The organism is Candidatus Methanoperedens sp., from assembly GCA_027460525.1.
Classification (GTDB): domain Archaea; phylum Halobacteriota; class Methanosarcinia; order Methanosarcinales; family Methanoperedenaceae; genus Methanoperedens.
On sequence record JAPZAS010000024.1, the window covers coordinates 34078 to 55842 of the forward strand.

The window sequence follows — 21765 nt, forward strand, 5'->3', positions numbered from 1 at the left end:
CCCTCAGATGTTTAATGCATTTTATTCAGTTATCTAATTGTATCCCCTGGATAAAAATATATGCTCAGATAGACCCCAAAGAAAATAACAGGCAGATTCCTTTCACCCATCGACAAACCAGGAACGGCTAAAGGGCGCCGAGGTAGGGATTTGTGCAATTAATTAAAATCCGTAATCAGGTTGCTGGGCAAGATAGGCTGATATATTCCTCGTATCTCAAAAGATCAGCTACAATCACGATAGCTTTAATACTTTTCTTTTATACCTCTTATGCGCCAAAAGCTTCGAAAACAAGGCATTCATAAAAATAGATAGCGTAGGCATTAATTTCATTTTTTCAAAACTGCTCTCAGGCGATTTTAAAACTGCTTTCAGAGGAATTTCAGATAATTCTTATATGGTCTTTCATCCAGTGACGAAATATAAGTAGAGATCGATATATGAATAGGAAAACCATAGCTGTATTCTCTTTGTTAACACTGGTAATTCTAATAGGAATACCGGAATCTTTTGCATACCCCCAGTACGGTGGTTCATGTAGCACCTGCCATGCCATAAACGCAGCCCAGAATGGGTTGGGAAACGAAATGGGAAATAATAATGTTACAGTCCAGGAGCACGGGTCTATAATATCTACCGCAGACGGAAATAAAAATGTGGATTTCACCCAGGGAAATGCACAGACGAGACACACTCCCAGACAGCAGATGAATCCTATGAGGTATACTTTAGGTATTATCGGCACAGGTTTCGTAGTAATATCCCAATTCTACAGCCTTCGCAAAAGGGGGAGGTAGCATGCATACAGGTTCGATTAAGACCTGGCTCGATCTGCACACTTACTTTGGTCTTTTTGGTCTTCTTCTGGTTCTGCTTCACGCAGGCTTGCCCTTCCAGTTCAGGTATGCAGACATATTCAATGCAGGCACGCTGAGCACATATTTGATAATAATAGTTGTGGTAAGCGGTTTTATCGGCAGGTATCTTTACAGACTTATGGATAAGAAAGGTAAGAGATTATTCAAGTACTGGCGCGATATACATATTCCACTTGTGGGTGTGCTGTTCCTCACAATTGCAATACACATAGCGAGACCCTAATAGAAGACTAAGAAATATAGGAATAATAAAGGAGTTTATGGATGAATTAGAGGATGTATGAACGTTCGAATATTCTTGTTCCTGCTGATAATACTGATAACCGGAGCGCATGCGCAGGAGATGATAACCGAGGAGCAGGTATTGCTCAATGGTTATGTAGACAATTCCGGGAACGTACTCCTGACAGGTTATGCCACACCCGGATCTTTGTCTTATATGCTTTTCTTAAATGGCACCCAGTACACCTTTGATAACAATACTAACCAGCTTTATGCCGTTACAGACGCTCTGACATCAAAGAGCGCAGATACATGGTCGCTTAACTTCTCTTTGGAAGGTTATTATTCGGATTATTCTGTAACATTCGATCTTCCAGCAGGTTCTGAGGTCACGATGATTGAAGTACCACCTGAACTCAATTACCAGTTCCAGGTCAAGGCGGACTCGCTTACCATATCCATTCATGGATACAGGGTAATATCACCATGGATTAAAGTGGACTACAAGCTGCCAAACGGTGAACAAGGTCAATCAACCGGTCTAATTACCTCAGTGCTTCCTGTATTGCTGATTATGGTACTGATTGCTGGAGTTATTTTCGCGTTTTATAGACGCAGAATGCAGAAAAGAACAGTAATTCCTGAAAAGAAAGAATCCCATGACCAAGAAGCAGAGGATATCCATGAAACAAAACCTGAAACAAAAGAAATCCGAATCACAGGTGAGATGCAGAAAGTCATAGATACCCTTTCCGATAAAGAGAAGGCGATAATAGGCTTACTGTTAAGAAACGGCGGTTCTGCAACTCAGGCTGACATTCGGTATGAGACACGGATTCCAAAATCTTCGCTCACAGGTATAATAAACGCTCTAAAGAGGAAAAACATAATAAAAAAGCATGAACACGGCAGGACGAACCTTATCGAACTATCAGAATGGTTTTTATCGGAAAAGGAACTCGAATAAAGCTTATTTCATATCGTTGTTCTGCAGCGAAATTAAGTATCGTTCACTCCTAACAGGCATTCGAGGTGAATATAAATGAAAATAACAAAGAAAACAGCAATCATATTTACTGCGGCTTTGCTGGTTCTGGCACCAACAGCAGCAATTGTGTATGCCCACTCCTCAGGTATGGGCATTGGTAAAGGTAGATGGTCTGGAGGAACACACAATATGATGGGAACGGGAACACACAATTTTAACGGAACATTCAGAATGAATATTGTGCCTATACTCATGGGACACGGGTTTGCGCTGAACCCATCAGATAAATCCGAATATCACGTTCTGGATGTGATGGCTATGAAAGTCACCAACGCATCCCAAAGTCAGACCAGAGCTTATCTCAGATTCGCAGGTCAGCCGTATGGTCTCACCATAACAGGCTATACAAACCAGTCTCTTACAGGAACCATAGTAACAGTACCCCCGCGAGGAACGAGCCAGACGGGCTTCACTCCAGCACCGGCAGGAACAATCTCACTGTCGCTATCGAACTATGAAGGTCAAATGCTTGCAACAGGTACTATAACCATAAACGGTGCAAACTACAATGTGCTGCTATCGTCTCCTGTCGTGCATTCAGGCGGCGAACTGCGCAACTTCAGTGGAATGCATAACTTCAATGGAACGTTCAAACTACACAATTGGACGATGAAGCAATGAAAATGGTGAGAAAAAGTTGTATTGGATCCCCAGCGAGGGATCCATTTTCCCAGCAATATGAAAAATGTAACGTTACCATGAAAGAAGAAGAGTCTGTAAATGGCAAAATAATCGATTAGTTGAACACGTCGAAATTGCTTTACTTGGCTTTTCTTCTTAAAACTAACCACCAATCTAAGTAAGCAACGGTAAAGTATTCAACTAATTATTTATTGGTTAAATTATGACCCTGATATAGTATTACCAAAATTGGAGAAAACGGAGATACAATATATGAATAGAACAGTAGTTGTATTACTTTTGTTAACATTAGTAATTCTTGTAGGGGCACCGGAAGCTTTTGCACGCCCCCAGTATCTTACAAATCTCACTGCAGTGTATGGAGATGGTTCATGCCGCACCTGCCATGTCATAGCTTCAGGCAGTGGAATGCGCAACTCCAGCGGGATGTTCGGACAGAACAATTCTAACGGAACTTATGTGCCACGCAACACCAGCAGAACACCAGGGATGCGTCGCTCTAACGGAACGTTCGGAATGCGTAACTCAAACAGAACATTGCCGCTTAACTCGTACGGAACTTTATTTGCTAACCAGCCTGACCACGCTGCCGATCCCAGTGCAGCCCTGATGGCTATAGGGCAGCCACCCGCAGCAACGGCAACCCCGGCAGGTTCAGCCGTGACAGGGACTAAAGCGGCTCCAGGATTCGGAATTGTGTTATCCCTGGTCGGATTAATTGCCTGCGTTCTTCTGGCAAGGCGGCGTAATAAATGATGGAAACTATAATGGAACTGAAGGACGTCTGGAAAATCTACAAAATGGGCGAAGTGGAAGTTCCAGCCCTGAGAGGGGTAAGCGTTGAAATAAAGAAAGGAGACTTTGTGGCAATCATAGGCGCTTCAGGAAGCGGCAAGTCAACAATGATGAACCTGATAGGCTGCCTGGACATACCTTCCAGAGGAAGCTTATATCTCCGATCGCAGGACATCAGCACATTAAGCGAATCCGACCTTGCATCATTCAGAGGAAAGACTATCGGTTTTATTTTCCAGCAATACAACCTGATCCAGTCAATGTCTGCTTTTGAGAACGTGATGCTTCCATTGGAATTCTTAGAATATGATGACCAAAAAGCAGCAAAGAGAGCACAGGAAATACTGGCACTGGTAGGGTTGAGTGACAAAATGCATCATCGCCCGACACAGCTTTCCGGGGGTCAGCAGCAGAGAGTGTCTATAGCAAGATGCCTGGCTGGCGACCCAGAGATAATCCTTGCGGATGAACCCACCGGAGCACTCGACAGTGTTACAGGCAGGGAAGTCCTGGATATGCTTCACAGATTGTGGGAAGAGCAGGGAAAAACGATCATAATGGTCACTCACGACCTTAATCTGGCTAAATATGCTCATACAACAATTGAATTGAAAGATGGGCAGATAATGAGAATATCTGAAAATAACGAGGTAAATAAAAAATGAAAAAAATAATGTTTCCAATTTTGATAATACTGGCATTGGCGGCTTACGCTCCTCCAGTCTATGCGGATTTAGCAGGTTCAACAGTACTATCAGTAAGCCTTTCGAACTATGGCCCGAATCCTGCTACTGCAGGAAATCCCGTGGATGTACGTATAGGTATCCAGAATCAGGGCGGTATGAGTACTAACGATCTTAGGATGGAAGTTGAACCTGCGTATCCATTTGAGCTTGTACCCGGTGAAAACGCAGTCCAGGATGTAGGAATAGTTCAAGGCCCTCAGCAGGATGATCCCAATGCAAATACAAGAGTCATACTGTTCCATATGCAGGTAAACAAGGATGCTCCGGCAGGAAGTTATCAACTCAAAGTTAAGTATTATGAGGCAGGTTCAACCGATGTGACCCAGACAATCCTGTCCCTTGATGTGAAGAGCAAAGAAAGCGCAGAAGTGATCCACATTGGCCAGACGATGCTCGTTCCGGGACAGCAAACACCCTTAATATTCACAATCAATAATGTCGGGAATGCACCCCTCCGGGATTTGACTTTCAGCTGGACTAATGATCAAAATATAATTCTTCCAGTCGGAAGTGACAATACCAAGTACATCAATTACATTGATATTGGCAATAGCAGTGAACTGGACTACCAGGTGATGGCTGATACTAATTCAGTGCCGGGATTATACAAACTGAACTTATTCCTGAGTTATGAAGATTCAATGTCAAATAAAACGACAACATTAACCACATTTGCCGGGGTGTATGTTGGCGGAGGAACGGATTTCGATGTGGCATACGCAGATAATGCAAACAGCCAGATGTCTTTCAGCATTGCCAATACAGGAAGCAATCCTGCAAACTCGGTATCGGTGATTGTTCCCAATCAGCAAGGCTGGAGTGTAAGCGGCCCAAATACAGTCATCATAGGCAATCTTAACAAAGGAGACTATACGGTTGCAAGCTTTAAATTGCAAGCATCAATCAGTAATATGACTTCCCAGAATAGAGGTTTCAGAAACAATACCAGCTTCCAGGGAAGGTCTATGCAAAGTCCAACAAATAGCTCAGCCGGTTCAGTGCTCATACAAATAGCCTATACCGATACCCTGGGAGTAAGAGAAGTCGTTACAAAACAGGTCTTAATAGGATCTCAAAACATCGCATCTGCGAACGGACAAACTGGTTTTCAGGGACGAAGTGGAGCCGCACGACAAACAAGTGCATTCTCTATACCCTCTGATAACACACTGTATATCTTCGGAATAGTTGTGCTTGTTGGCGCAGTTGTAGTCCATAGGAAGTACAAGAGTCGCAAGCTGCTTGATCCTGGTTTCAAAATGAAGGATTTATTCAAGCGCGAGAAGAAATGATAAGTCCGGCGGGTTAAAATGAAACTTGAAAAATGTTTCAAACATGCGTTTAATATGGTGCTTCACAGCAAGCTGAGAAGCTGGCTGACTATAACTGGAATAGTAATAGGCGTTGCTGCCGTAATTGCTATTGTATCTATAGGAGACGGGATGCAGCAAACGCTTAATGCACAATTGAATGCTCTTGGCGGAGATATCGTGACAATCACAGCCGGCGCTGGACGGGGTGGCGGCATGTATGGTATGAGAGGCGGCGGGGGAGGAGGCGGGGGGGGCGGAGCTTTGGCGACGACCAAACCAGTAGTACTGGCCAATGTTGATCTCCAGGCATTGAAGGCTATACCTGATATTGCGCTGATCGACACAAATATCAGAGAAAGTGTGAACACATCCTACCTTGGCAAAATTGGCAAAGTTTCAGTAACAGGCGTTGACCAGAAAGTATGGTCTCAAGTTACTACGACTACAATCCAAACAGGTCGGAGCCTTGGTCCTGCTGACCAGAACGTCGTCGTAATCGGAGGAAATCTCGCATCTTCTTATTTTTCCCAGCCTGTCGGGATAAATAAAATGATTTCGATAAACGGCAGTGCTTTCAGAGTTGTGGGAATTCTTAATGACCAGAGCAATAGTATTTATATGCCAATCCAGATGGCATATCAGGTGATGCCAGACAAGACAAACGGTATCTATGATACATTTGTTATTAAGGTCAGGAATCAGGACCAGCTGGTTCAAGATATCTCGGAAATCCAGAACAAACTTATTATTGAAAGACATGTCACCCAAAACACAATGGATTTTTCAGTTTCTTCAAATTTGCAAATGCAACAGACAAGAGCAGCTACGATGAATTCAATGAGTACATTTCTTCTTGCAATTGCTGCGGTTTCCTTAATCGTGGGTTCTATCGGGATTGCAAACACCATGTTCACTTCTGTCCTTGAAAAGACTAAAGAAATCGGGATAATGAAAGCTATCGGTGCGCGCAATCCTGATATCCTGCTCATATTCCTGTTCAATGCAGGATTTATCGGGCTCGTTGGTGGAATAATAGGCGTAATCCTGGGAACAATGCTTTCCGGCTTCATGCCTGCGCTTATGGGGGGTCTTCCCATGGGAAGAGGGGGCACACTAGTGACATTGAACTCAATAATGATGGCATTATCAGTATCGGTTATAGTGGGAATTCTTGCAGGATTGATTCCCGCGTACCAGGCATCGAAATTGAAGCCTGTTGATGCTTTGAGATACGAATAATGTTATATTGGTGAAGCTTTTGTTTGAAAATGAAGTGATTGGTAAAAACAGCTCAGCATCCTCAGCCGCTATTTAATAAAATTGAGTTTATGGATGAATTAGAGGGTTTCAGGGAGGTAGCAGCCGATAAAAAGGACTCGGAGATTAAGATACCTATAATGCGCATAGAATTAACACTTAACGTGAGGTATTTCCTGAATAATTCGGGAGTAGGCTATTGCAGCTTGTTAATCAGCAGAGTAGAAGGTAAAGGTTTAGAGGGAAAAATAGAATCTGAAGCAGCAGGGGCATATGTAGGAAGGTCAATCTTTATTTTTTTATCTGAACTGGATAATGGGATGAAGCTTATCACAGTGCCTGCTTTATTTGAAAAGCAACCATGTTTTGATGATAACATAGATCTAAGTAACTTCATTGTGAACGCATATTATCCTGAGGATTTCAAAAAAACAGCCCATGAGGTATTTAAAGAACATATGAATGCCTTGATCGGTAAAAAGATGTGCAGGGACTGCGTCTATCTTTCGCGCAGTATTCTTAATCTTCCAGCAATAGCCCTTGATATATTGAAATGTTATAGATAATTTCTTTATTTTGTGTGGCTTTTCGTTTACGACATTGTAGCGGTTGCATTAAAATGACGCAGCTATCTTAAGCTCATTTCTATTCTTTTCAAAAGGAGCCTTTCCGATAAAGGGGCTATTCTCCTCTTAATGAATTCATGATGGAAAATAACGAAGAAAACGTATGATGGGTAGAGTACCATGACGATTTCCAAAAGTTCGGTCAAGGCATCCAGAGGAGAACTGAGGTGAAACAAGCTGGCTATTCCGATTGCTCCGGTGATCAAAGGCAGGACTGTGCCAATGCTCCTGCCAGCCATGTAAACTTCACCCGCCCTTTTGTTGTATATCCTGACGCCTGAATCATCCAGCGCCCAAAGGACTGACAGGAACAGGGAAACTAACGCACTTCCCATAAAGAAGAGAACCAGGCGGGCCGGAAGGAACTCTAATAAATTCACTAGTCTCTCGGCAAAGATCAAAGAAAGACCAATACCTTGCAGGGGTCTGATAATCCACGCATCGGGCTTGCTTAATTCTCGATAGGAGTCTGATGCGGCCCTTACAAACTGTCCGAAGGGCATTTCATTCTTCGCCCTGTTCACCACCAGAGCCAGAAGATTGGGCAATATCAAAACAGGCGCTATGAACATAAGCGTAACCAGAACAAATCTTACCAGCATACCCCGGATTGAACGGCTCAGGAACAATCCCTGCGGATGACCCGTCACTAACGAAATCATCACTGTAAGGATCAAAATAAATAAGGCTGGTGACACCCAAATCGCCACCCTGAAAGCCGATGATTCTACGAGCTTCATCCGATGTTTGATTAGTCTTTCCATTAATAAAAGTAATGAAAAGGTTTTTCTTAATCAGCTACCTTAACCAGCCCCGCCTGTAGAAAGCATATGCTACCAGGAGCATTATGGATAGCTCAAGGAAAAATACCTCGGGGAGCCTGACATGATACGGGCTGTCTATCAGGTTTTCTCCAAAAAGCCCGCTTATGATTGATGGAATAAGCCCGAGGCTTGTGATCACTGCGAGTACCCTCATTACCCTGTTTAACCCCACCGATACAGTATTTATGCGAAGATCGATCAATGAGAAAAGATTATCCCTGATGTTCTCAGATGTCTCGGACAGGTAAACTGATTCATCAAAGAGAATGCCAAAGAGGGAAGGATATTCATCCTTCAAGCCTGGCAATATTTTCCTCGTCCTTATAGCCCCCAGCACCTGCTTAAAATGCAAGAGGTTGCCGTGGATCTTCTGGATCTCTTTCTTAAAGTAGAATGATCTCTCAAGGAACGGGTGCATCTTGCCCACAGGTAGTTCTTCCAGTGCTGTAATATTTTGTTCCATCGACCGCACGATATCTTCGTAATCACTGATTTTTCTGCTGAAAATCGCGTATAAGATTCTAACAATGAAATCCTCATCCTTCAGTGCCAGGTCATCACTTATCAGATCAAATAGCTCGCTTTTGTCACTGGAAATGGTGACGATGTAGTTATTGTCCCATGTGATGAGCATATTATTTCTCAGGATATGGGCATCTTTAACATCCGCACCTTCTGATTGCAGTTTTGAGTCCCGGATGAAGATGGTGGTGAAGTTCTTGAAGAAATCGATCTTGGGGTAGGATTCCTTGATGATTTTGCTTTCCAGCACAACCCTTGGGATCTTGAGGGTATCGCTGACAAAACCAATATCCAGCTCAGAAACCTCCTGCAGGTCTATCCAGGTATGCTCTGGTGCGGCAATATAACTGGCGATATCTTCCTTTGCTGCACCCCTGATGATATTGCCATCCATAAGTATGTTGATTTTCATTCGTGAGGCAAGCAGAGCAACCTCCTCCATCGGTCTTACCGGGATAGCCCTTTTGACTGTCCTGCCAGCAACCGCAAATATCCTTGTTAACCTTAACAACCGCAGCAGTGGAAAAGCCCTTCCTATTCCTCCCAGCAGTGTCCACGGAATGAAATTCGTAGCGGCAAGGATAACGATCAGAAGGTCAATAACGTGCCACGGGTCCGCAGCATATGCCTTCCTGAAATCTGCTACATACAGCTTTAAGAAGTACTCCAGAATGAATATCACAAGGATGGCATCTCTAGCTATCCTGAACAAGACAAGCATGAACGGTGAGAAGATAAAAAATAATGGCAAAAAAATAACCGGGATCAGTAACAGTGCAAGTACTATCATCAGGTGATCGGTGAATATCTGATACACAGGCTCCCTTATTTTACCACGCAGCCCTTGCATGTGGTTGAATTAGAATGTCTTATAAGAAATACTCTTGGTAAAGAGAAAGGAAATGTTTATCTAAACGGTGCTGCCAAAATAGGAATAGAAGTAAAAGGGAGAAACATGATAAAACGGCTAAAGCTGCAATCCTCTTGGGAGGCATGGCTTTTGTATGGATGGGTTATTCTCTTATTTCAAATTTTCTGGCACTTATATCTATGAATTTCAGGGGTTTGCTGATTGTTTCCCATGTGATTATAGGGCTATTTGCATTATTCATGGGCATATTCATGGTATTGGATGAGATAAAAAAGACAAAGAACTTTATGAGAGTTACTTTTTTTTCATGGACTATAGCGATTTTTTTAGGTGTTGTACTGTATATTATCTACATAGCTCAATAATAATTGGAGGAATATAAAATGGCAATAGGTGATTTAAACAAAAAATTTGGATGGATATGGCTATTGATAGGCCCGTTAATGGGTTTGTACATAACCAGCCAGATGTCCAGCTTGGGAGCTGCATATTTTGCTGCGACGAGAGAAGCAACGATTGCCGGGCAGAATGTGACACTGTATATGGGGGAACCTGGTATAAGAGTGGCAAATCGACTCCTGCATGTACATAGCGGTCTTCTGGCAATCCTGAACATAGTTTATGGGTTCAGCATTGACGGCGTCAACCTGTCGGACAAAACCAAGAGGCTGGGCAGCATACTTGCAGTTGTGGGGGCAATTCTTGTAACTCTCGCATTCTACTTCCTCCTGGTCGGTTCTTTGAGAGCTTTCAGCGTTCCTTTCAGAGCAATTGGAGGTATAAGCCTGGGAGTTGCAGTCGTGATAATAGCTGTTGGGCAGTTAAAGAAATAGATACAATGACTCTACAACCTATCTATTTTTTAATCGGTTATTCGCGCAGTGTGCGGTCAAAGAAGGTCACCATCTCCCTGTAGGCATCCTCGGCTACGAAGCTCCGGGAGAGCGTACCGTTCTCGATCATGAACCCGTGAGGCTCTCCCTGGTAGACCTTTAGCTCAAAGTACTTGCCAGAAGCATTTAATGCCGTAGCATAGCGGTAGATATCGGCAATCGGGCTTGCCTGGTCGTTGGTCCCGTGGATCATCAGCATCGGTGCTTTCAATGATTCGATCATATCCACAGGCCTGGATTGGTTTGCAAATCCGCCGGAATAGGGGAAGCCATACCAGGCAACTCCTGACTTGAATTCATCCATCTGGGGCAGAAAGAGCATGGTATACCTTCCGCCAATGCAGAATCCTGTCAGCCCCAGGTGATTGGCATCAACATCCGGTCTTGTCTTTAAGTAAGCTACCGAGTCCAGGATAAGCCGTTCCACTATCTCATCCCTTGGCGTCCGCTCGAAGGTCTGCCACTGCGGAGCGAGCACAACATATCCTTCTTCGGCTAACATATCGGTCAGATTGCGGTAGCCAGGTTCGAAGCCGTTGATGGAGTGAATCAGCACTATCGCCGGCTTCTTCCCTTCCCCGGACGGCGCTGCAAGGTAAGCAGGGTAAGTCAGATTCCCGCTTATGATATTGACCGTAGTGCCCTGGGATTTGTAACCCTCGGTTATATTGCGATCCGTATATCCGGTACAACCCGAGGTAACCAAGGCTACAGTCAACAAGCACAAAATCAATATCTTCATACATAACCTCCACTTATTTTTTTAATACTTTCCTTTACAAAGTTTATCCACTCTTCAAAACCTTCCCCGGTTTTAAGGCTCATCTTCAGAACATCTATGCGCGGATTGATGATGCGTGCATCCTTCACCATTTTATCCGCATCCGCATTTACAGCCTCAGCAATATCTATTTTATTTACGATTATAAGGTCAGCAGTGGTAAAAATCGAAGGATGTTTTTCAACAATATCGTCCCCTTCACTTACGCTTACAATCACCACGCGTTTATGCTCACCCAGTTCATAATCCGCAGGACATATCAGATTCCCCACGTTCTCTATGAATAGAATATCTAGGGAATCAAGCGGGAGTTTTCCAAGCCCGTGCTCCACAAGATGCGCGTCCAGGTGGCATTCTTTTCCTGTGTTTAACCCCATAACAGGTATTCTAAATTTTTCAAATCGTGCGGCATCAATCCTCGCTACCACATCTCCTGCTATTGCGCCTATCCTGCAGCTTTTGCCAAGTTTTTCTATTGTTATCTCTATCAATAACGTCTTGCCAGAGCCTATTGCACCCATTATGTTAAAAGCCGTAATACCATGTTTTTCCATGGTCTTACGGTTGCGCCGCGCAAGCTCTGAATTCACCGCCAGAACGTCGTATCCAATAGGAACTTCGATGGTGTGCATAATAAACGATTGCTTGCTCCTTCCATTTATCCTTTTCTTAATTCATTGCAAGGTGATATGAAAGTATTAAGATGCATATAGGCTCATCTAAGGTTAATGGCTCATAAATTCGATGTAAAGAGTGCGGAAATACTCGACAGCCCCGAGAGAATCCTATTTTTAAATCCAGACGGCATTCTGGACAAAGCGGGATTGAGCAGGGAAATGGTACTTGCAGACCTGGGCTGCGGCACAGGTTATTTCACAATACCTGCCTCGCGGCGTGTCAAAAAGGTGTTTGCCATTGATGTCCAGAAAGGAATGCTTGATATTGTTCTCCAGAAAATAAAAAAGCAAAATCTCACAAACATTGAAGCTATTTTATCGGAAGAAACGCGTATTCCGCTGCCTGATAATTCCGTTGACGTACTGCTTATGGCTAATGTATTTCATGAACTTGAGGATAGAAGCTCGATATTAAAAGAAGGAAAGCGTATTCTTTCCGGGAACGGGATAGTGGTTATAGTGGACTGGAAGAAGCTGGAGATGGATTTCGGACCGCCCGTAGAGGAGCGGCTGACGCCAGAGGACGTGATTTCTATCTGCAGGGATAATGGCTTTGAAGTTCGGGAACAGTTGGATGCTGGTCCTTATAATTATTTGTTGATTTTTGGAAAGATGGGAAAGACACCAGGAAAAAAGAAAATTATTGAGGAGATGTCAGGGGATAAATATTTTCACGGTGAAAGGAAGCAGTACAGCGATATAGATGATTTGATAAAGAAGACGCTGGAGGATAGGAAACAGAGGCGCTTGAAGGAGTTGGGGAAATAATCCAGGTGTTATAATTCTTTTTTAAGTCCACCTAAATTCTGTATACCTACATTACTATGGAATATTTGGGGCGCTCATTAATTTTCGATATGCAGCGCCGCTTGTTTCACTTTTCTGCAACCGTTTCACCTGTCGTCTTACATAAAATGTATCAGTCGTTTCACCTTTAGGATAAATCAGGCGCAAGAATGTACGTTCTATAGGAGGTAATAAGATGAAGAAATCAATGCTAAAAGGAGTGTATAGCAACAGGCTGACGATACACATGCTTAAAGGAAGGCAGGTAAAAAATATCGTTCAGCAGAATGCGATTACAAATTTTAAGTGCTCTTGGATATAAGGAGAAGAAAACTTAAACAGTAGAGTATCATGTAGTAGTCTGGCTTAAGGTCGTGTATTTCGATGATTTCAAGGAAAACAGGAACAATGGTACTGGCTGGCGCTGTGCTGATGGTAGCAGGAGTTATCGTCACAGGCATGCTGCTTGCCACAAAGCCATCGATTATCCAGATAACCGATGGGTCTTTCAAAATCCTTGAACTTCCCTACACCTATACCAGGAACGATGCGTATGTTCTTGTTATCGGCTCGACAGTTGGCGGCATGATGCTCTCATACATTCTCACAATGTTATTTGCAACAGGAAGAAACGAGGTAGAGAATATGATGATGGAAGGAAAACCGGCAGAAATCCCTGCCCATAATACTGATATAGCTGCTATTGTGGAGTGTGTTAAAGAAGATTCAGGATTAATCGAGGCGGTCTTAACTGCACTGGAAGGGGATGAAAAGAGACTGGTTAAAGAAATCGCTGAACATGATTGTGAAATGCTTCAGAATGATCTTGTGCTTTCACTGAATTTCTCAAAAGCAAAGGTCTCAAGGATGCTGACCGATCTTGAAAAGAGAGGGCTGGTAGTTAAAAAGCAGTATGGTATGACCAATAAGGTTGCTCTGGTTGACAAATTGCGGGGTGAGAAGAATGAGAAATAAGATTATAATGGGGGCGATAATAGCGATAGTTTTACTGTCTGCCGCAGTAATCTGGTATTTTACCCCTTCAGATGTCAGTATTGTAAAAGTAGAAGCGTCTAAGGAACTCCTAATAGGACAACTGGGTCAGCTTACGGTCTTCATGCAGAATAATGCTTCAAAGGACGCAAATGTAACTATAGATGTGAAAAATTCATTTGTAGATGCGAAAGGCGTTAGTTTAAAAGGGGTTGCTGTTTTATCGTATGAGAATTTAAGTTACACGCCATCGAACACATCAAACGTCACTGATATTTCTCAGAAAGAAATTCTATTAAAACCCGGCTTCAACAGCATAACTTACATGGTGGGATACGAATCGCCGGGGCTGCAAAAAGTCGAAGTGGATATATATCAATATGGGAAACTCATAGATTCCAGAACAGTAGAAATCAATATTCCCAAGCCGAAAATAGCGATGAACATCTGGAACCAGACAAGCATCAATGGAACTAATGAAATTTACTCCGTTTATGGTGATCTAGAGATCTTCGGACAGGGCTATGCACCAGGTGTTGTAGTTAATATTTCAGTAGTAAATGAGTTAACGAATACCACTGTTTCAACAGTTACAAGGAGCTACTCTTTAAATAGTGAATCGAATGGATTTTTTGGACCATCTGAACCTCTTGTAACGTGGGAAACCCGTAATTCCGTCTCTGACCCGGTGACAGGGATGCAAACCACTATCTATACTGAAACATTTGCGCCTATCATAGTTATCGAACTCTCAAAGGGCAATCCCTCAGATGAAAAATATATACTGTCTCCTATAGTTATAAAAGGCAAGGTGGGAGACAGATATAAAGTGGTTGCAACAGCAAGGTGGATTAACCAGGTGGTAAGCTCTGAAATGATGATTCCTTCACCCCCTGTAAGGGAAAAGACCGTTGAGGAGGCTATAGCAGACGCGCAGGCAGAGGTTTCTTTTAAGATTCTCCAACCAGGTTATATCCCGGAAGGATACAGGATGAATACTGCGGGAACCTCGGGAACCAAGTTCCATGGCTTTTCTTCAGAACTTGAACAGGCACTCCTTTCCTATACAAGGGGAAATGAATACCTGAACTTACAGGAACTCCTTGTTATAAAGGACGATACGGATGTATCGGGAAGTTTTTCTAAAACTCCATATAAATTCGTGGATATAAACGGAACCCAGGGACGCTTTTTAGAGGAAGAGAGCGGTATGAAGTCATTGAACTGGAAAGAAGGCAGTCTCAGCCTGACCATTAGCAGTTATGCTTACAACGGGAGCAGTTTTACCGGTACCTCGCTTGGCATGGATGAGATGATAAAGGTGGCAAGGTCTGTCAAATGACCCTGCCATTGGATTTTTCGAGGAGAGGCTATCAAAGGGCGAAGAGTTGCTATAACTACGAATCCATTCGTAGTTTAAGAAAATCTTTTATAAGTACAGCACGTAGATGATTGTCACAGAAAATATATATATAGTCTTGAAAAATAGACGTTAGGAGGATACAAATGCTAAACCAATCTATGCTGAGGGGAATATATCAAAGTTTAAAATCCACGAGTTTCAAAAAGCTCATCTCTTTAATTGTAATCGCGTTGCTGCTTGTTTCTCTTGCAGCCCTGTGGGAAAGCCGGGAAGAGAATAACTGGAATAATATCGAGGGCGGTGCTACCATTGTATCCAAGGAAGTGCCGAAAGTAGCTCTTCTTTCCATCGCAAAAGCAGCCACCCCAGATAAAACAAAGAACGAAGTCACGGTTTATAACCAGAATCTTGCTCTTGTAAAAGAATACAGGACAATGGATCTAAGCAGTGGAAATAATATTATCAAATACGTTGATGTTGCATCCCAGATAGACCCTACATCCGTAATGTTCAATGACCCTAAAAGCCAGAACACGGTTGTCGTGGAGCAGAACTATGAATACGACCTCGTAAGCTCGGACCAACTGCTGGATAAATACCTTGATAAAGAGATAACAGTCACTTCGGATAACGAGTCTTTTACAGGCAAGCTTCTTAGCCGCTCAGGAGGCATCACGCTTGAAACCCAGAAAGGCGTAGTTGTTCTGAATAATGTAAAGAAGATAGAATATCCTGATTCAGCAGGTCTTCTCACCAAACCTACACTTATCTGGCAGATATACACCGACTCCTCAGGAAGCCGGGAAGTCGAAACCACATATCTCACAGGCGGCATGAACTGGAAAGCCAACTATATTGCTACGATAGACCAGAGCGATTCAAAAGCGAATATAAAAGGCTGGGTTACAATTGAGAATAATGCAGGAACCGCTTATCCGGATGCAAAGCTGAAACTGGTGGCCGGGGATATAAATCGGGTAGAAGTGCCCCAGTATTACTATGATAAAGGCGTTGCTGCAGCCACAGCTATTCCTGCTCCTATGATGGGAGCACCCCCAGGTTTCACGCAGGAAGGTCTGTTCGAATACCACTTATACACTCTCCAGCGCCCAACAACCCTGAACAACAATGAGATAAAACAGATATCCCTGCTCAGCGCTGATAATGTTCCGGCAAAGAAAGAATATTCCTATGACGGAGCAAGGGACGGTGAGAAGGTACGGGTCGTACTTAACATTACCAACTCAGAGGAAAACGGTCTTGGCATGCCGCTGCCAAAGGGCGTGGTAAGGGTATATAAGGCTGACAGCGACGGGCAGCTTCAGTTTTTAGGTGAGGACAGTATTGACCATACGCCAAAAGATGAGAAGCTGAGGATAAATGTGGGAAATGCCTTTGATATCGTTGGCAAGCGCCTCGTAACAGATAGGGAGGGCATGGGTGCCTATGGAAACCGGGAAAGCTACAGCATCGAACTGAAGAATCATAAAACCGAAGACGCGAAGATAATAGTAACCGAGCAATTCTATGGCAACTGGCAGATAACAAAGGCTTCTGAGCAGTACAAAAAGAAGGATGCAAACACCATTGAATTTGAGGTTAATGTACCCAAAGATGGCACAAAAACCATAAACTACACCGTTGAGACCAGATATCAATAAGCAAAGCAAAGGAGTGGAAATAAGATGAATAAAATTATAGTGTATGCTTTGCTTGGGATATTTGCTTTCGTATTATTTTCAAATGTGGCAGTTTCTACCCTCTGGGCTCCCGAAGCCAATGAAATATCGTTTCAGGTGAATCACACAGACAGGATAATCATCGGCACTGTAAAAGAACTGCATCCAAGTTTCGAATACACTGATGTTGTTATCAGCGTGGACGAATGGCTGAAAAATCCTTTGCCCAAAACTGAAATAACCGTAAGAACTGAGCAGGGGGCAAATGCTTTTACTGCGGGCGCCGCAAAATTCAGCTTAGGCGAGAAAGTCCTTCTGATGCTCAAGGATGTGGATGCTGAAAAAGGGACGTTCAGCATGCCTTTTATGGAACTGGGGAAGCGACCTGTTTCTGATAGAGATGCTGTGGTAAAAGAGACGGATTCAGTGGAACAAGCTTTCCTCGGATTAAACACCAATAGCGAGCTGTTGCCCGATTTCGGGCATGAGGTTTTTGAAAAGATGAAAAATGATTCGAAAATCCTCACCACATACGGAAATATCCCCACTATTAAAATAGAAACGCAAAAACGGGAATGGCTGGAGAAATTAGATGAAATTAGAATCGGTGTACGCGAGGATATGCTTCCCTATGTTTATCCCAACGGGTCAGTAATTTCGTATGGTTATACTTGGGAGGGCTATTTCGATGTAGGGTTTTATAAAAATGCAACCGTAAATGCATCTCTTGTTAATGAAATCTACGGAATAATAGACAAAGAGGCGAAAGAGGTAAGTATTCAAGAAGTTCCTGTGGCGTTCTCCCTGGGAGACATGCCTCAGTTAGATCTTCTGGTTCTCAATAATTCAAATAAGGATATGTCCAAGCCTGAAAACAGTACCATAACTCCATCTGTGAACAAGAATACACCTCCAATCGGCGAAGCCCGAGGTAAAGCGGTCCCGGGCTTTGAGGCGATACTGGCTCTTGGGATTTTGTCTTTTACAATTTACATGATGAAAAGGAAGAATGAACGTGGATAAGAGGTTGGAACTAAAAGTTTTGATAGTGCTGCTCATAGCTGGAATGATTTTTGCAGTAGGCTGTATCCAACAACCAGAAAGCAATATTAACCAACCTGACCATAGGTGCCTCTAAGCTACAGCAAGTTGAAAGTCTGAAACCTACCTTTGCTTTAGCATCTATTTTTGTTTTACGAGCCGTTTCTTTATCTCCTGCGCCGCAATCTCTGGCTCTTTTTTCTCCCATAGGCGCCTTACCTGCTTGTTACCCATGAGTGAAGATATTTTTGCAATCCTTTCATCCACCAATTTCCTGAATTCGTGATTTACATCAGGTCTGACGAACGCCGGCTCAAGTTTCCTTTGTGCTTTTTCCACACTCAACGTATGAGAGACATCAGGACGGCATCTATCCTGCGTGGTAAGGCACAGTATTGCTTTTTTCCAGTCCTGCGCCCACGGCGTATCCTCCACAGCCGTATGCCTCGTCTTCATTCTTTTCACCCCGATAGCCTTTACATGGCATGCTTTCTCACACGCGCCGCAGTAGGTGCAGAAGTCGCGAACAACGTCTATCTTTTTATCCTTCGGGATAATCCAGGCTTTGGAAGGACAGACGTTGAAGCATCCGTGGCAGCCCACAGGATCGCAGCCTGCAAGCTTCGCGGGTACAAGCTCAATCTCGCCCTCAAAAGGTTTTGTAACCTCGGCTGCATCATAGGGGCAGACTGCCTCGCACCAGCCGCATCTTGTGCATTTGCTATCGTCTACTTTGATATTGCCGGTGAGCTTCGGGGCAAGCTTTTTTACCTCTTCATCATCAAAATCTCCCTTTACTTTTATGGCATCCTCAGGACAGAAAGGAACGCAGATGCCGCAGTAGTCGCATTTTGTCTTATCAACCAGCAGGTTCTCAAAAGGCATAAGGTCGTCTGCTTTTGCTTTTTTCTCCACGAGCACAAACGCAGGGCACAGCTCGGCGCAGGCTCCGCATAAGGTGCATTTTTCCATGTCCACCTCGATTTCGCCCATCTTTCCAGGCTTAAACGGCGCCAGATTCTCCTTTTTCGGGAAGGTGAATTCAACGCCGATTGCCTCTTCGGGACATGATTTCTTGCATATGAGGCAGGGTAGGCACTTATCATTGAATACCACGCCAGAATCAAGATGCGGGAACTCCTGCAATTCAAGGATATCCTTTTCGTTTACAGACATATTGATAGCCCTAACAGGACAGAATGCAGCGCACATGCCGCAGAACGAACACTTGGTGTGGTCTATGATAACAGGCGGGGCGTCCAGTCCTGTGGCTATTTCTATAACTGGACCGAGCTCGATTGCTTTCTTGGGGCAGACCTCAAAGCAAATCCCGCAGCCGTTGCAGCGCTTATAATCATAATCCAGGAGCTTTTTTGATTTCCCGGTTTTCTGTGTAAAAAGAAAATGAGTATCCTTGACCTCATTTTCCAGAGTTACCTCCAGTTTTTCCTCGCTCATGCCATCACCGTTTAAGCTCGGTACCGATGGAACCTATTTCTTTTAGCTGGTCGACGAAATCCTTCACTATCCCTGCAAACTTCTCGCCTTCGCTTGCGGCAAGCCACTCGACGCGCAGGCGTCGCTCATCAAAATCCAGGTCAACAAGTAATTTGCCAAGCACGTTCATCCTCTGAAGGGCGCAGTAATTCCCTATGGTATAATGGCATTCTCCAAGCCTGCATCCCGCGACTAGCACCCCATCAGCGCCTCTGCGCAGGGCTTCGAGCACAAACGCCGGAGATATTCTGCCCGCGCACAGCACCCTGATATTGCGAAGGTTGGTCGGGTATTGCAAACGTAGAGAACCTGCCAGGTCTGCCGCTGCATAACTGCACCAGTGGCACAGGAACCCTATAACGAGAGGATATTCGTTGATTTCCTGTGTTGCTTCTTTTATTTGTGCCATTATCTGGTCATCTGTATAATTACGGGTTTGCAGCGCTCCGCTTGGGCAGGCTGCACTGCATGCGCCGCACCCGCGGCATGCCACTTCATCAACTATCGCTTTTCCATCGACAACTTTTACACGACCGAGTTCGCATACGTTTTCACATATCCGGCATCCGTCGCACAATTCAGGAAGAACATAAGCGCTCATGGGTTCGATATCTATCTCACCCCTGTGAAGAAGCTGTTCTGCTTTGGCTGCGGCAGCGCTTCCCTGCTCTATGGAAACCTGTATTTCCTTGGCACCTGAAGCACACCCGGCAATAAACACCCCTTTTGTATGCGTCTCCACAGGTCTCATCTTGGGATGGGCGCTCTGGAAGAAGCGGTCAGGCCGCGTGGAGAGGTTTAACATTTTACCTATGGATTCCGCATCCCTGTTTGCCTCCATACCGACTGCGAGCACCACGAGGTCACAGGCTTTTTGGCATTTCTCACCGGAAAGCGTATCTTCATAATGGATGATTGCCCTGCCGTCCGATTCCTCCACTTCAGCCACACGCCCGCGGACAAAGGAAACGCCCATCTCCTGGGCACGTTTATAGTACTCCTCGTACATCTCGCCGCCTGCACGGATATCGATGTAATGTATCGAGACCTTTGCATCAGGGTATTTTTCCGCAATTTTAACCGCGTTCTTTATCGAAGCCATGCAGCATACCTTGGAGCAGTACGGGTTGCCTACCTGCTCATCGCGCGAGCCCACGCACAGGATGAAAGCTGCACTCTTTACGTCCTTTCCTGTGGAGGGCGACACCACCCTGCCGTGGGTAGGGCCTGCTGCGCTGAGCATGCGTTCAAGTTCAAGGCTTGTGATGACATCCTTGTACCTCCCGTATCCGTACTCTTCCTTCCGTGCAGCATCAAAGGGCTGGTAGCCTGTGGCAACTATTATTGCTCCTGCACTGAACTCAAATTCCTCAGGTTTTTGTTTGAAATCGACTGCCTCAGCAGGGCATGCAAGCCTGCACAGGTCGCAGCCCACGCAGTGCTCATCTATGCACGCCACAAGGGGGACTGCCTGCGCAAAAGGAATGTAAATGGATTTTCTTGCTCCAATTCCAAAATCGAACTGGTTGGGCACGTCGATCGGGCAGACCTGAGCGCAGATATCTATGCAGCCTTTGCATTTTTTCTCATCGATGTAGCGTGGTTTTTTCATCCCGGTTATCTTGAAATTTCCTGCCCTTCCCTCTATTTTTGTTATCTCCGAATAAGTATAGAGCGTGATATTGGGATGGTTCTGGACATCCGACATCCTGGGTGCAAGGACGCAGAGTGAGCAGTCATTGGTGGGGAAAACTTCGTTCATAAGTGCCATTTTACCGCCTATGGTCGGCTCTTTTTCAACGAGGCGCACTTTTATCCCCATACCAGCCAGAGAAAGGGCAGCCTCGATTCCAGCAACACCTGCCCCGATTACAAGAACGTCCTTATTCGCAGGTACGGTCTTCCTGGGAAGCGGGGAAAGCAGCGCAGCCCTCGCCACACCCATAGCCACGAGGTCCTTTGCCTTCTGAGTTGCCAGGATGTTCTTATCAGCATGCACCCATGAGCCCTGCTCCCTGATATTTACCATCTCTAGAAGATGAGGATTAAGACCTGACTGCTCAAGCACGCGCCTGAATGTGACCTCGTGCAGGCGGGGAGAGCATGCTGCCACGACTATGTGGTCAAGCTTGTAGTCGCCTATGTCTTTTTTTACCTGTTCCTGCCCCGCATCGCCGCATGCAAATGGGATGTCGCGCGCTATGGCTACGTCTTTTAGCTGCTCCGCGTTTTTTCTTACTTCCTCTACGTCGATAGTCCCTGCTATATTCGACCCGCAGTGACAGATGTATACACCTATTGGCATCAGTAC

24 protein-coding genes are annotated in these 21765 nt (G+C 44.5%); 18 read left to right on the forward strand and 6 right to left on the reverse strand.

Annotation, left to right across the window (positions count from 1 at the left end; all coding sequences use genetic code 11):
* The first annotated feature begins 440 nt into the window (after positions 1 to 440).
* From O8C68_08525 to O8C68_08570, 10 genes are all read left to right on the forward strand, one after another.
* A complete protein-coding gene (locus O8C68_08525) occupies positions 441 to 797 on the forward strand; it encodes a hypothetical protein (protein MCZ7395847.1) in 357 nt (118 codons plus the stop codon).
* Between the two features lies 1 nt (position 798).
* Positions 799 to 1101, forward strand: coding sequence for a hypothetical protein (locus O8C68_08530; GenBank protein ID MCZ7395848.1), 303 nt, complete (start codon positions 799 to 801; stop codon positions 1099 to 1101).
* Positions 1102 to 1158: 57 nt separating this feature from the next.
* Positions 1159 to 2067 carry a hypothetical protein gene (locus O8C68_08535; protein ID MCZ7395849.1) on the forward strand — a complete coding sequence of 303 codons (909 nt, stop codon included), beginning with the start codon at positions 1159 to 1161 and terminating at the stop codon, positions 2065 to 2067.
* Between the two features lie 75 nt (positions 2068 to 2142).
* Positions 2143 to 2769 carry a hypothetical protein gene (locus tag O8C68_08540; protein ID MCZ7395850.1) on the forward strand — a complete coding sequence of 209 codons (627 nt, stop codon included), beginning with the start codon at positions 2143 to 2145 and terminating at the stop codon, positions 2767 to 2769.
* Positions 2751 to 2888, forward strand: coding sequence for a hypothetical protein (locus tag O8C68_08545; protein MCZ7395851.1), 138 nt, complete (start codon positions 2751 to 2753; stop codon positions 2886 to 2888). The genes O8C68_08540 and O8C68_08545 overlap by 19 nt, the downstream gene beginning before the upstream one ends.
* 154 nt (positions 2889 to 3042) lie before the next feature.
* Entirely contained in the window at positions 3043 to 3546 is a 504-nt protein-coding gene (locus O8C68_08550; protein MCZ7395852.1) for a PGF-CTERM sorting domain-containing protein, read from the forward strand.
* Positions 3543 to 4250 (forward strand): ABC transporter ATP-binding protein, encoded by a 708-nt coding sequence (locus O8C68_08555; protein MCZ7395853.1) that lies wholly within the window; start codon positions 3543 to 3545, stop codon positions 4248 to 4250. Before O8C68_08550 ends, O8C68_08555 begins: the two co-directional genes overlap by 4 nt.
* Positions 4247 to 5623: a COG1361 S-layer family protein gene (locus O8C68_08560; GenBank protein ID MCZ7395854.1), complete on the forward strand. Its 1377-nt coding sequence runs from the start codon at positions 4247 to 4249 to the stop codon at positions 5621 to 5623. The genes O8C68_08555 and O8C68_08560 overlap by 4 nt, the downstream gene beginning before the upstream one ends.
* A gap of 18 nt (positions 5624 to 5641) precedes the next feature.
* Positions 5642 to 6883 (forward strand): ABC transporter permease, encoded by a 1242-nt coding sequence (locus tag O8C68_08565; protein MCZ7395855.1) that lies wholly within the window; start codon positions 5642 to 5644, stop codon positions 6881 to 6883.
* A gap of 89 nt (positions 6884 to 6972) precedes the next feature.
* On the forward strand, positions 6973 to 7467 hold the full coding sequence (locus tag O8C68_08570; GenBank protein MCZ7395856.1) for a hypothetical protein: 495 nt from the start codon (positions 6973 to 6975) through the stop codon (positions 7465 to 7467).
* 62 nt (positions 7468 to 7529) lie between these two features.
* Here O8C68_08570 and O8C68_08575 read toward each other — a convergent pair whose 3' ends face one another.
* Together O8C68_08575 and O8C68_08580 are read right to left on the reverse strand one after the other, a co-directional pair.
* The gene (locus tag O8C68_08575) at positions 7530 to 8267 is read right to left on the reverse strand and encodes a hypothetical protein (GenBank protein ID MCZ7395857.1); all 738 of its coding nucleotides are present in this window, start codon (positions 8265 to 8267) and stop codon (positions 7530 to 7532) included.
* Between the two features lie 58 nt (positions 8268 to 8325).
* Positions 8326 to 9723, reverse strand: a complete 1398-nt coding sequence (locus O8C68_08580; GenBank protein ID MCZ7395858.1) for an ion transporter — start codon at positions 9721 to 9723, stop codon at positions 8326 to 8328.
* A gap of 143 nt (positions 9724 to 9866) precedes the next feature.
* On the opposite strand from O8C68_08580, the gene O8C68_08585 reads away from it, so the two are divergent.
* Both O8C68_08585 and O8C68_08590 read left to right on the forward strand, forming a co-directional pair.
* The gene (locus O8C68_08585) at positions 9867 to 10109 is read left to right on the forward strand and encodes a hypothetical protein (protein MCZ7395859.1); all 243 of its coding nucleotides are present in this window, start codon (positions 9867 to 9869) and stop codon (positions 10107 to 10109) included.
* Between the two features lie 18 nt (positions 10110 to 10127).
* Complete coding sequence (locus tag O8C68_08590) at positions 10128 to 10577, forward strand: hypothetical protein (GenBank protein MCZ7395860.1); 450 nt, start codon at positions 10128 to 10130, stop codon at positions 10575 to 10577.
* Positions 10578 to 10614: 37 nt separating this feature from the next.
* Here O8C68_08590 and O8C68_08595 read toward each other — a convergent pair whose 3' ends face one another.
* Positions 10615 to 11379, reverse strand: coding sequence for a dienelactone hydrolase family protein (locus O8C68_08595; GenBank protein MCZ7395861.1), 765 nt, complete (start codon positions 11377 to 11379; stop codon positions 10615 to 10617).
* Positions 11376 to 12050, reverse strand: coding sequence for a hydrogenase nickel incorporation protein HypB (hypB, locus tag O8C68_08600; GenBank protein MCZ7395862.1), 675 nt, complete (start codon positions 12048 to 12050; stop codon positions 11376 to 11378). The genes O8C68_08595 and hypB overlap by 4 nt, the downstream gene beginning before the upstream one ends.
* Before the next feature lie 96 nt (positions 12051 to 12146).
* Between hypB and O8C68_08605 the strand changes: the two genes are divergently transcribed.
* From O8C68_08605 to O8C68_08630, 6 genes are all read left to right on the forward strand, one after another.
* Positions 12147 to 12863, forward strand: coding sequence for a class I SAM-dependent methyltransferase (locus O8C68_08605; protein MCZ7395863.1), 717 nt, complete (start codon positions 12147 to 12149; stop codon positions 12861 to 12863).
* A 214-nt stretch (positions 12864 to 13077) separates the two neighbouring features.
* Positions 13078 to 13203, forward strand: a complete 126-nt coding sequence (locus O8C68_08610) for a hypothetical protein (GenBank protein MCZ7395864.1) — start codon at positions 13078 to 13080, stop codon at positions 13201 to 13203.
* A gap of 62 nt (positions 13204 to 13265) precedes the next feature.
* The gene (locus tag O8C68_08615; protein MCZ7395865.1) at positions 13266 to 13856 is read left to right on the forward strand and encodes a hypothetical protein; all 591 of its coding nucleotides are present in this window, start codon (positions 13266 to 13268) and stop codon (positions 13854 to 13856) included.
* Entirely contained in the window at positions 13846 to 15216 is a 1371-nt protein-coding gene (locus O8C68_08620; GenBank protein ID MCZ7395866.1) for a DUF4367 domain-containing protein, read from the forward strand. Before O8C68_08615 ends, O8C68_08620 begins: the two co-directional genes overlap by 11 nt.
* Positions 15217 to 15380: 164 nt before the next feature.
* Entirely contained in the window at positions 15381 to 16898 is a 1518-nt protein-coding gene (locus O8C68_08625) for a DUF4139 domain-containing protein (GenBank protein MCZ7395867.1), read from the forward strand.
* A gap of 24 nt (positions 16899 to 16922) precedes the next feature.
* Positions 16923 to 17939, forward strand: a complete 1017-nt coding sequence (locus O8C68_08630; protein MCZ7395868.1) for a hypothetical protein — start codon at positions 16923 to 16925, stop codon at positions 17937 to 17939.
* Between the two features lie 159 nt (positions 17940 to 18098).
* On the opposite strand, the gene O8C68_08635 is transcribed toward O8C68_08630, so the two are convergent.
* Positions 18099 to 19415: a 4Fe-4S binding protein gene (locus O8C68_08635; GenBank protein MCZ7395869.1), complete on the reverse strand. Its 1317-nt coding sequence runs from the start codon at positions 19413 to 19415 to the stop codon at positions 18099 to 18101.
* Between the two features lie 4 nt (positions 19416 to 19419).
* Positions 19420 to 21759: a CoB-CoM heterodisulfide reductase HdrA2 gene (gene hdrA2, locus O8C68_08640; protein ID MCZ7395870.1), complete on the reverse strand. Its 2340-nt coding sequence runs from the start codon at positions 21757 to 21759 to the stop codon at positions 19420 to 19422.
* Positions 21760 to 21765: the final 6 nt, after the last annotated feature.

What these genes read in the sequence shown, in the direction of transcription:
- O8C68_08525 (MCZ7395847.1), top strand. Translation starts at nt 441, where the DNA reads ATGAATAGGAAAACCATAGCTGTATTCTCTTTGTTAACACTGGTAATT.
- O8C68_08530 (MCZ7395848.1), top strand. Translation starts at nt 799, where the DNA reads ATGCATACAGGTTCGATTAAGACCTGGCTCGATCTGCACACTTACTTT.
- O8C68_08535 (MCZ7395849.1), top strand. Translation starts at nt 1,159, where the DNA reads ATGAACGTTCGAATATTCTTGTTCCTGCTGATAATACTGATAACCGGA.
- O8C68_08540 (MCZ7395850.1), top strand. Translation starts at nt 2,143, where the DNA reads ATGAAAATAACAAAGAAAACAGCAATCATATTTACTGCGGCTTTGCTG.
- O8C68_08550 (MCZ7395852.1), top strand. Translation starts at nt 3,043, where the DNA reads ATGAATAGAACAGTAGTTGTATTACTTTTGTTAACATTAGTAATTCTT.
- O8C68_08555 (MCZ7395853.1), top strand. Translation starts at nt 3,543, where the DNA reads ATGATGGAAACTATAATGGAACTGAAGGACGTCTGGAAAATCTACAAA.
- O8C68_08560 (MCZ7395854.1), top strand. Translation starts at nt 4,247, where the DNA reads ATGAAAAAAATAATGTTTCCAATTTTGATAATACTGGCATTGGCGGCT.
- O8C68_08565 (MCZ7395855.1), top strand. Translation starts at nt 5,642, where the DNA reads ATGAAACTTGAAAAATGTTTCAAACATGCGTTTAATATGGTGCTTCAC.
- O8C68_08570 (MCZ7395856.1), top strand. Translation starts at nt 6,973, where the DNA reads ATGGATGAATTAGAGGGTTTCAGGGAGGTAGCAGCCGATAAAAAGGAC.
- O8C68_08575 (MCZ7395857.1), bottom strand. Translation starts at nt 8,267, where the DNA reads ATGAAGCTCGTAGAATCATCGGCTTTCAGGGTGGCGATTTGGGTGTCA.
- O8C68_08580 (MCZ7395858.1), bottom strand. Translation starts at nt 9,723, where the DNA reads ATGCAAGGGCTGCGTGGTAAAATAAGGGAGCCTGTGTATCAGATATTC.
- O8C68_08585 (MCZ7395859.1), top strand. Translation starts at nt 9,867, where the DNA reads ATGGCTTTTGTATGGATGGGTTATTCTCTTATTTCAAATTTTCTGGCA.
- O8C68_08590 (MCZ7395860.1), top strand. Translation starts at nt 10,128, where the DNA reads ATGGCAATAGGTGATTTAAACAAAAAATTTGGATGGATATGGCTATTG.
- O8C68_08595 (MCZ7395861.1), bottom strand. Translation starts at nt 11,379, where the DNA reads ATGAAGATATTGATTTTGTGCTTGTTGACTGTAGCCTTGGTTACCTCG.
- hypB (MCZ7395862.1), bottom strand. Translation starts at nt 12,050, where the DNA reads ATGCACACCATCGAAGTTCCTATTGGATACGACGTTCTGGCGGTGAAT.
- O8C68_08605 (MCZ7395863.1), top strand. Translation starts at nt 12,147, where the DNA reads ATGGCTCATAAATTCGATGTAAAGAGTGCGGAAATACTCGACAGCCCC.
- O8C68_08610 (MCZ7395864.1), top strand. Translation starts at nt 13,078, where the DNA reads ATGAAGAAATCAATGCTAAAAGGAGTGTATAGCAACAGGCTGACGATA.
- O8C68_08615 (MCZ7395865.1), top strand. Translation starts at nt 13,266, where the DNA reads ATGATTTCAAGGAAAACAGGAACAATGGTACTGGCTGGCGCTGTGCTG.
- O8C68_08620 (MCZ7395866.1), top strand. Translation starts at nt 13,846, where the DNA reads ATGAGAAATAAGATTATAATGGGGGCGATAATAGCGATAGTTTTACTG.
- O8C68_08625 (MCZ7395867.1), top strand. Translation starts at nt 15,381, where the DNA reads ATGCTAAACCAATCTATGCTGAGGGGAATATATCAAAGTTTAAAATCC.
- O8C68_08630 (MCZ7395868.1), top strand. Translation starts at nt 16,923, where the DNA reads ATGAATAAAATTATAGTGTATGCTTTGCTTGGGATATTTGCTTTCGTA.
- O8C68_08635 (MCZ7395869.1), bottom strand. Translation starts at nt 19,415, where the DNA reads ATGAGCGAGGAAAAACTGGAGGTAACTCTGGAAAATGAGGTCAAGGAT.
- hdrA2 (MCZ7395870.1), bottom strand. Translation starts at nt 21,759, where the DNA reads ATGCCAATAGGTGTATACATCTGTCACTGCGGGTCGAATATAGCAGGG.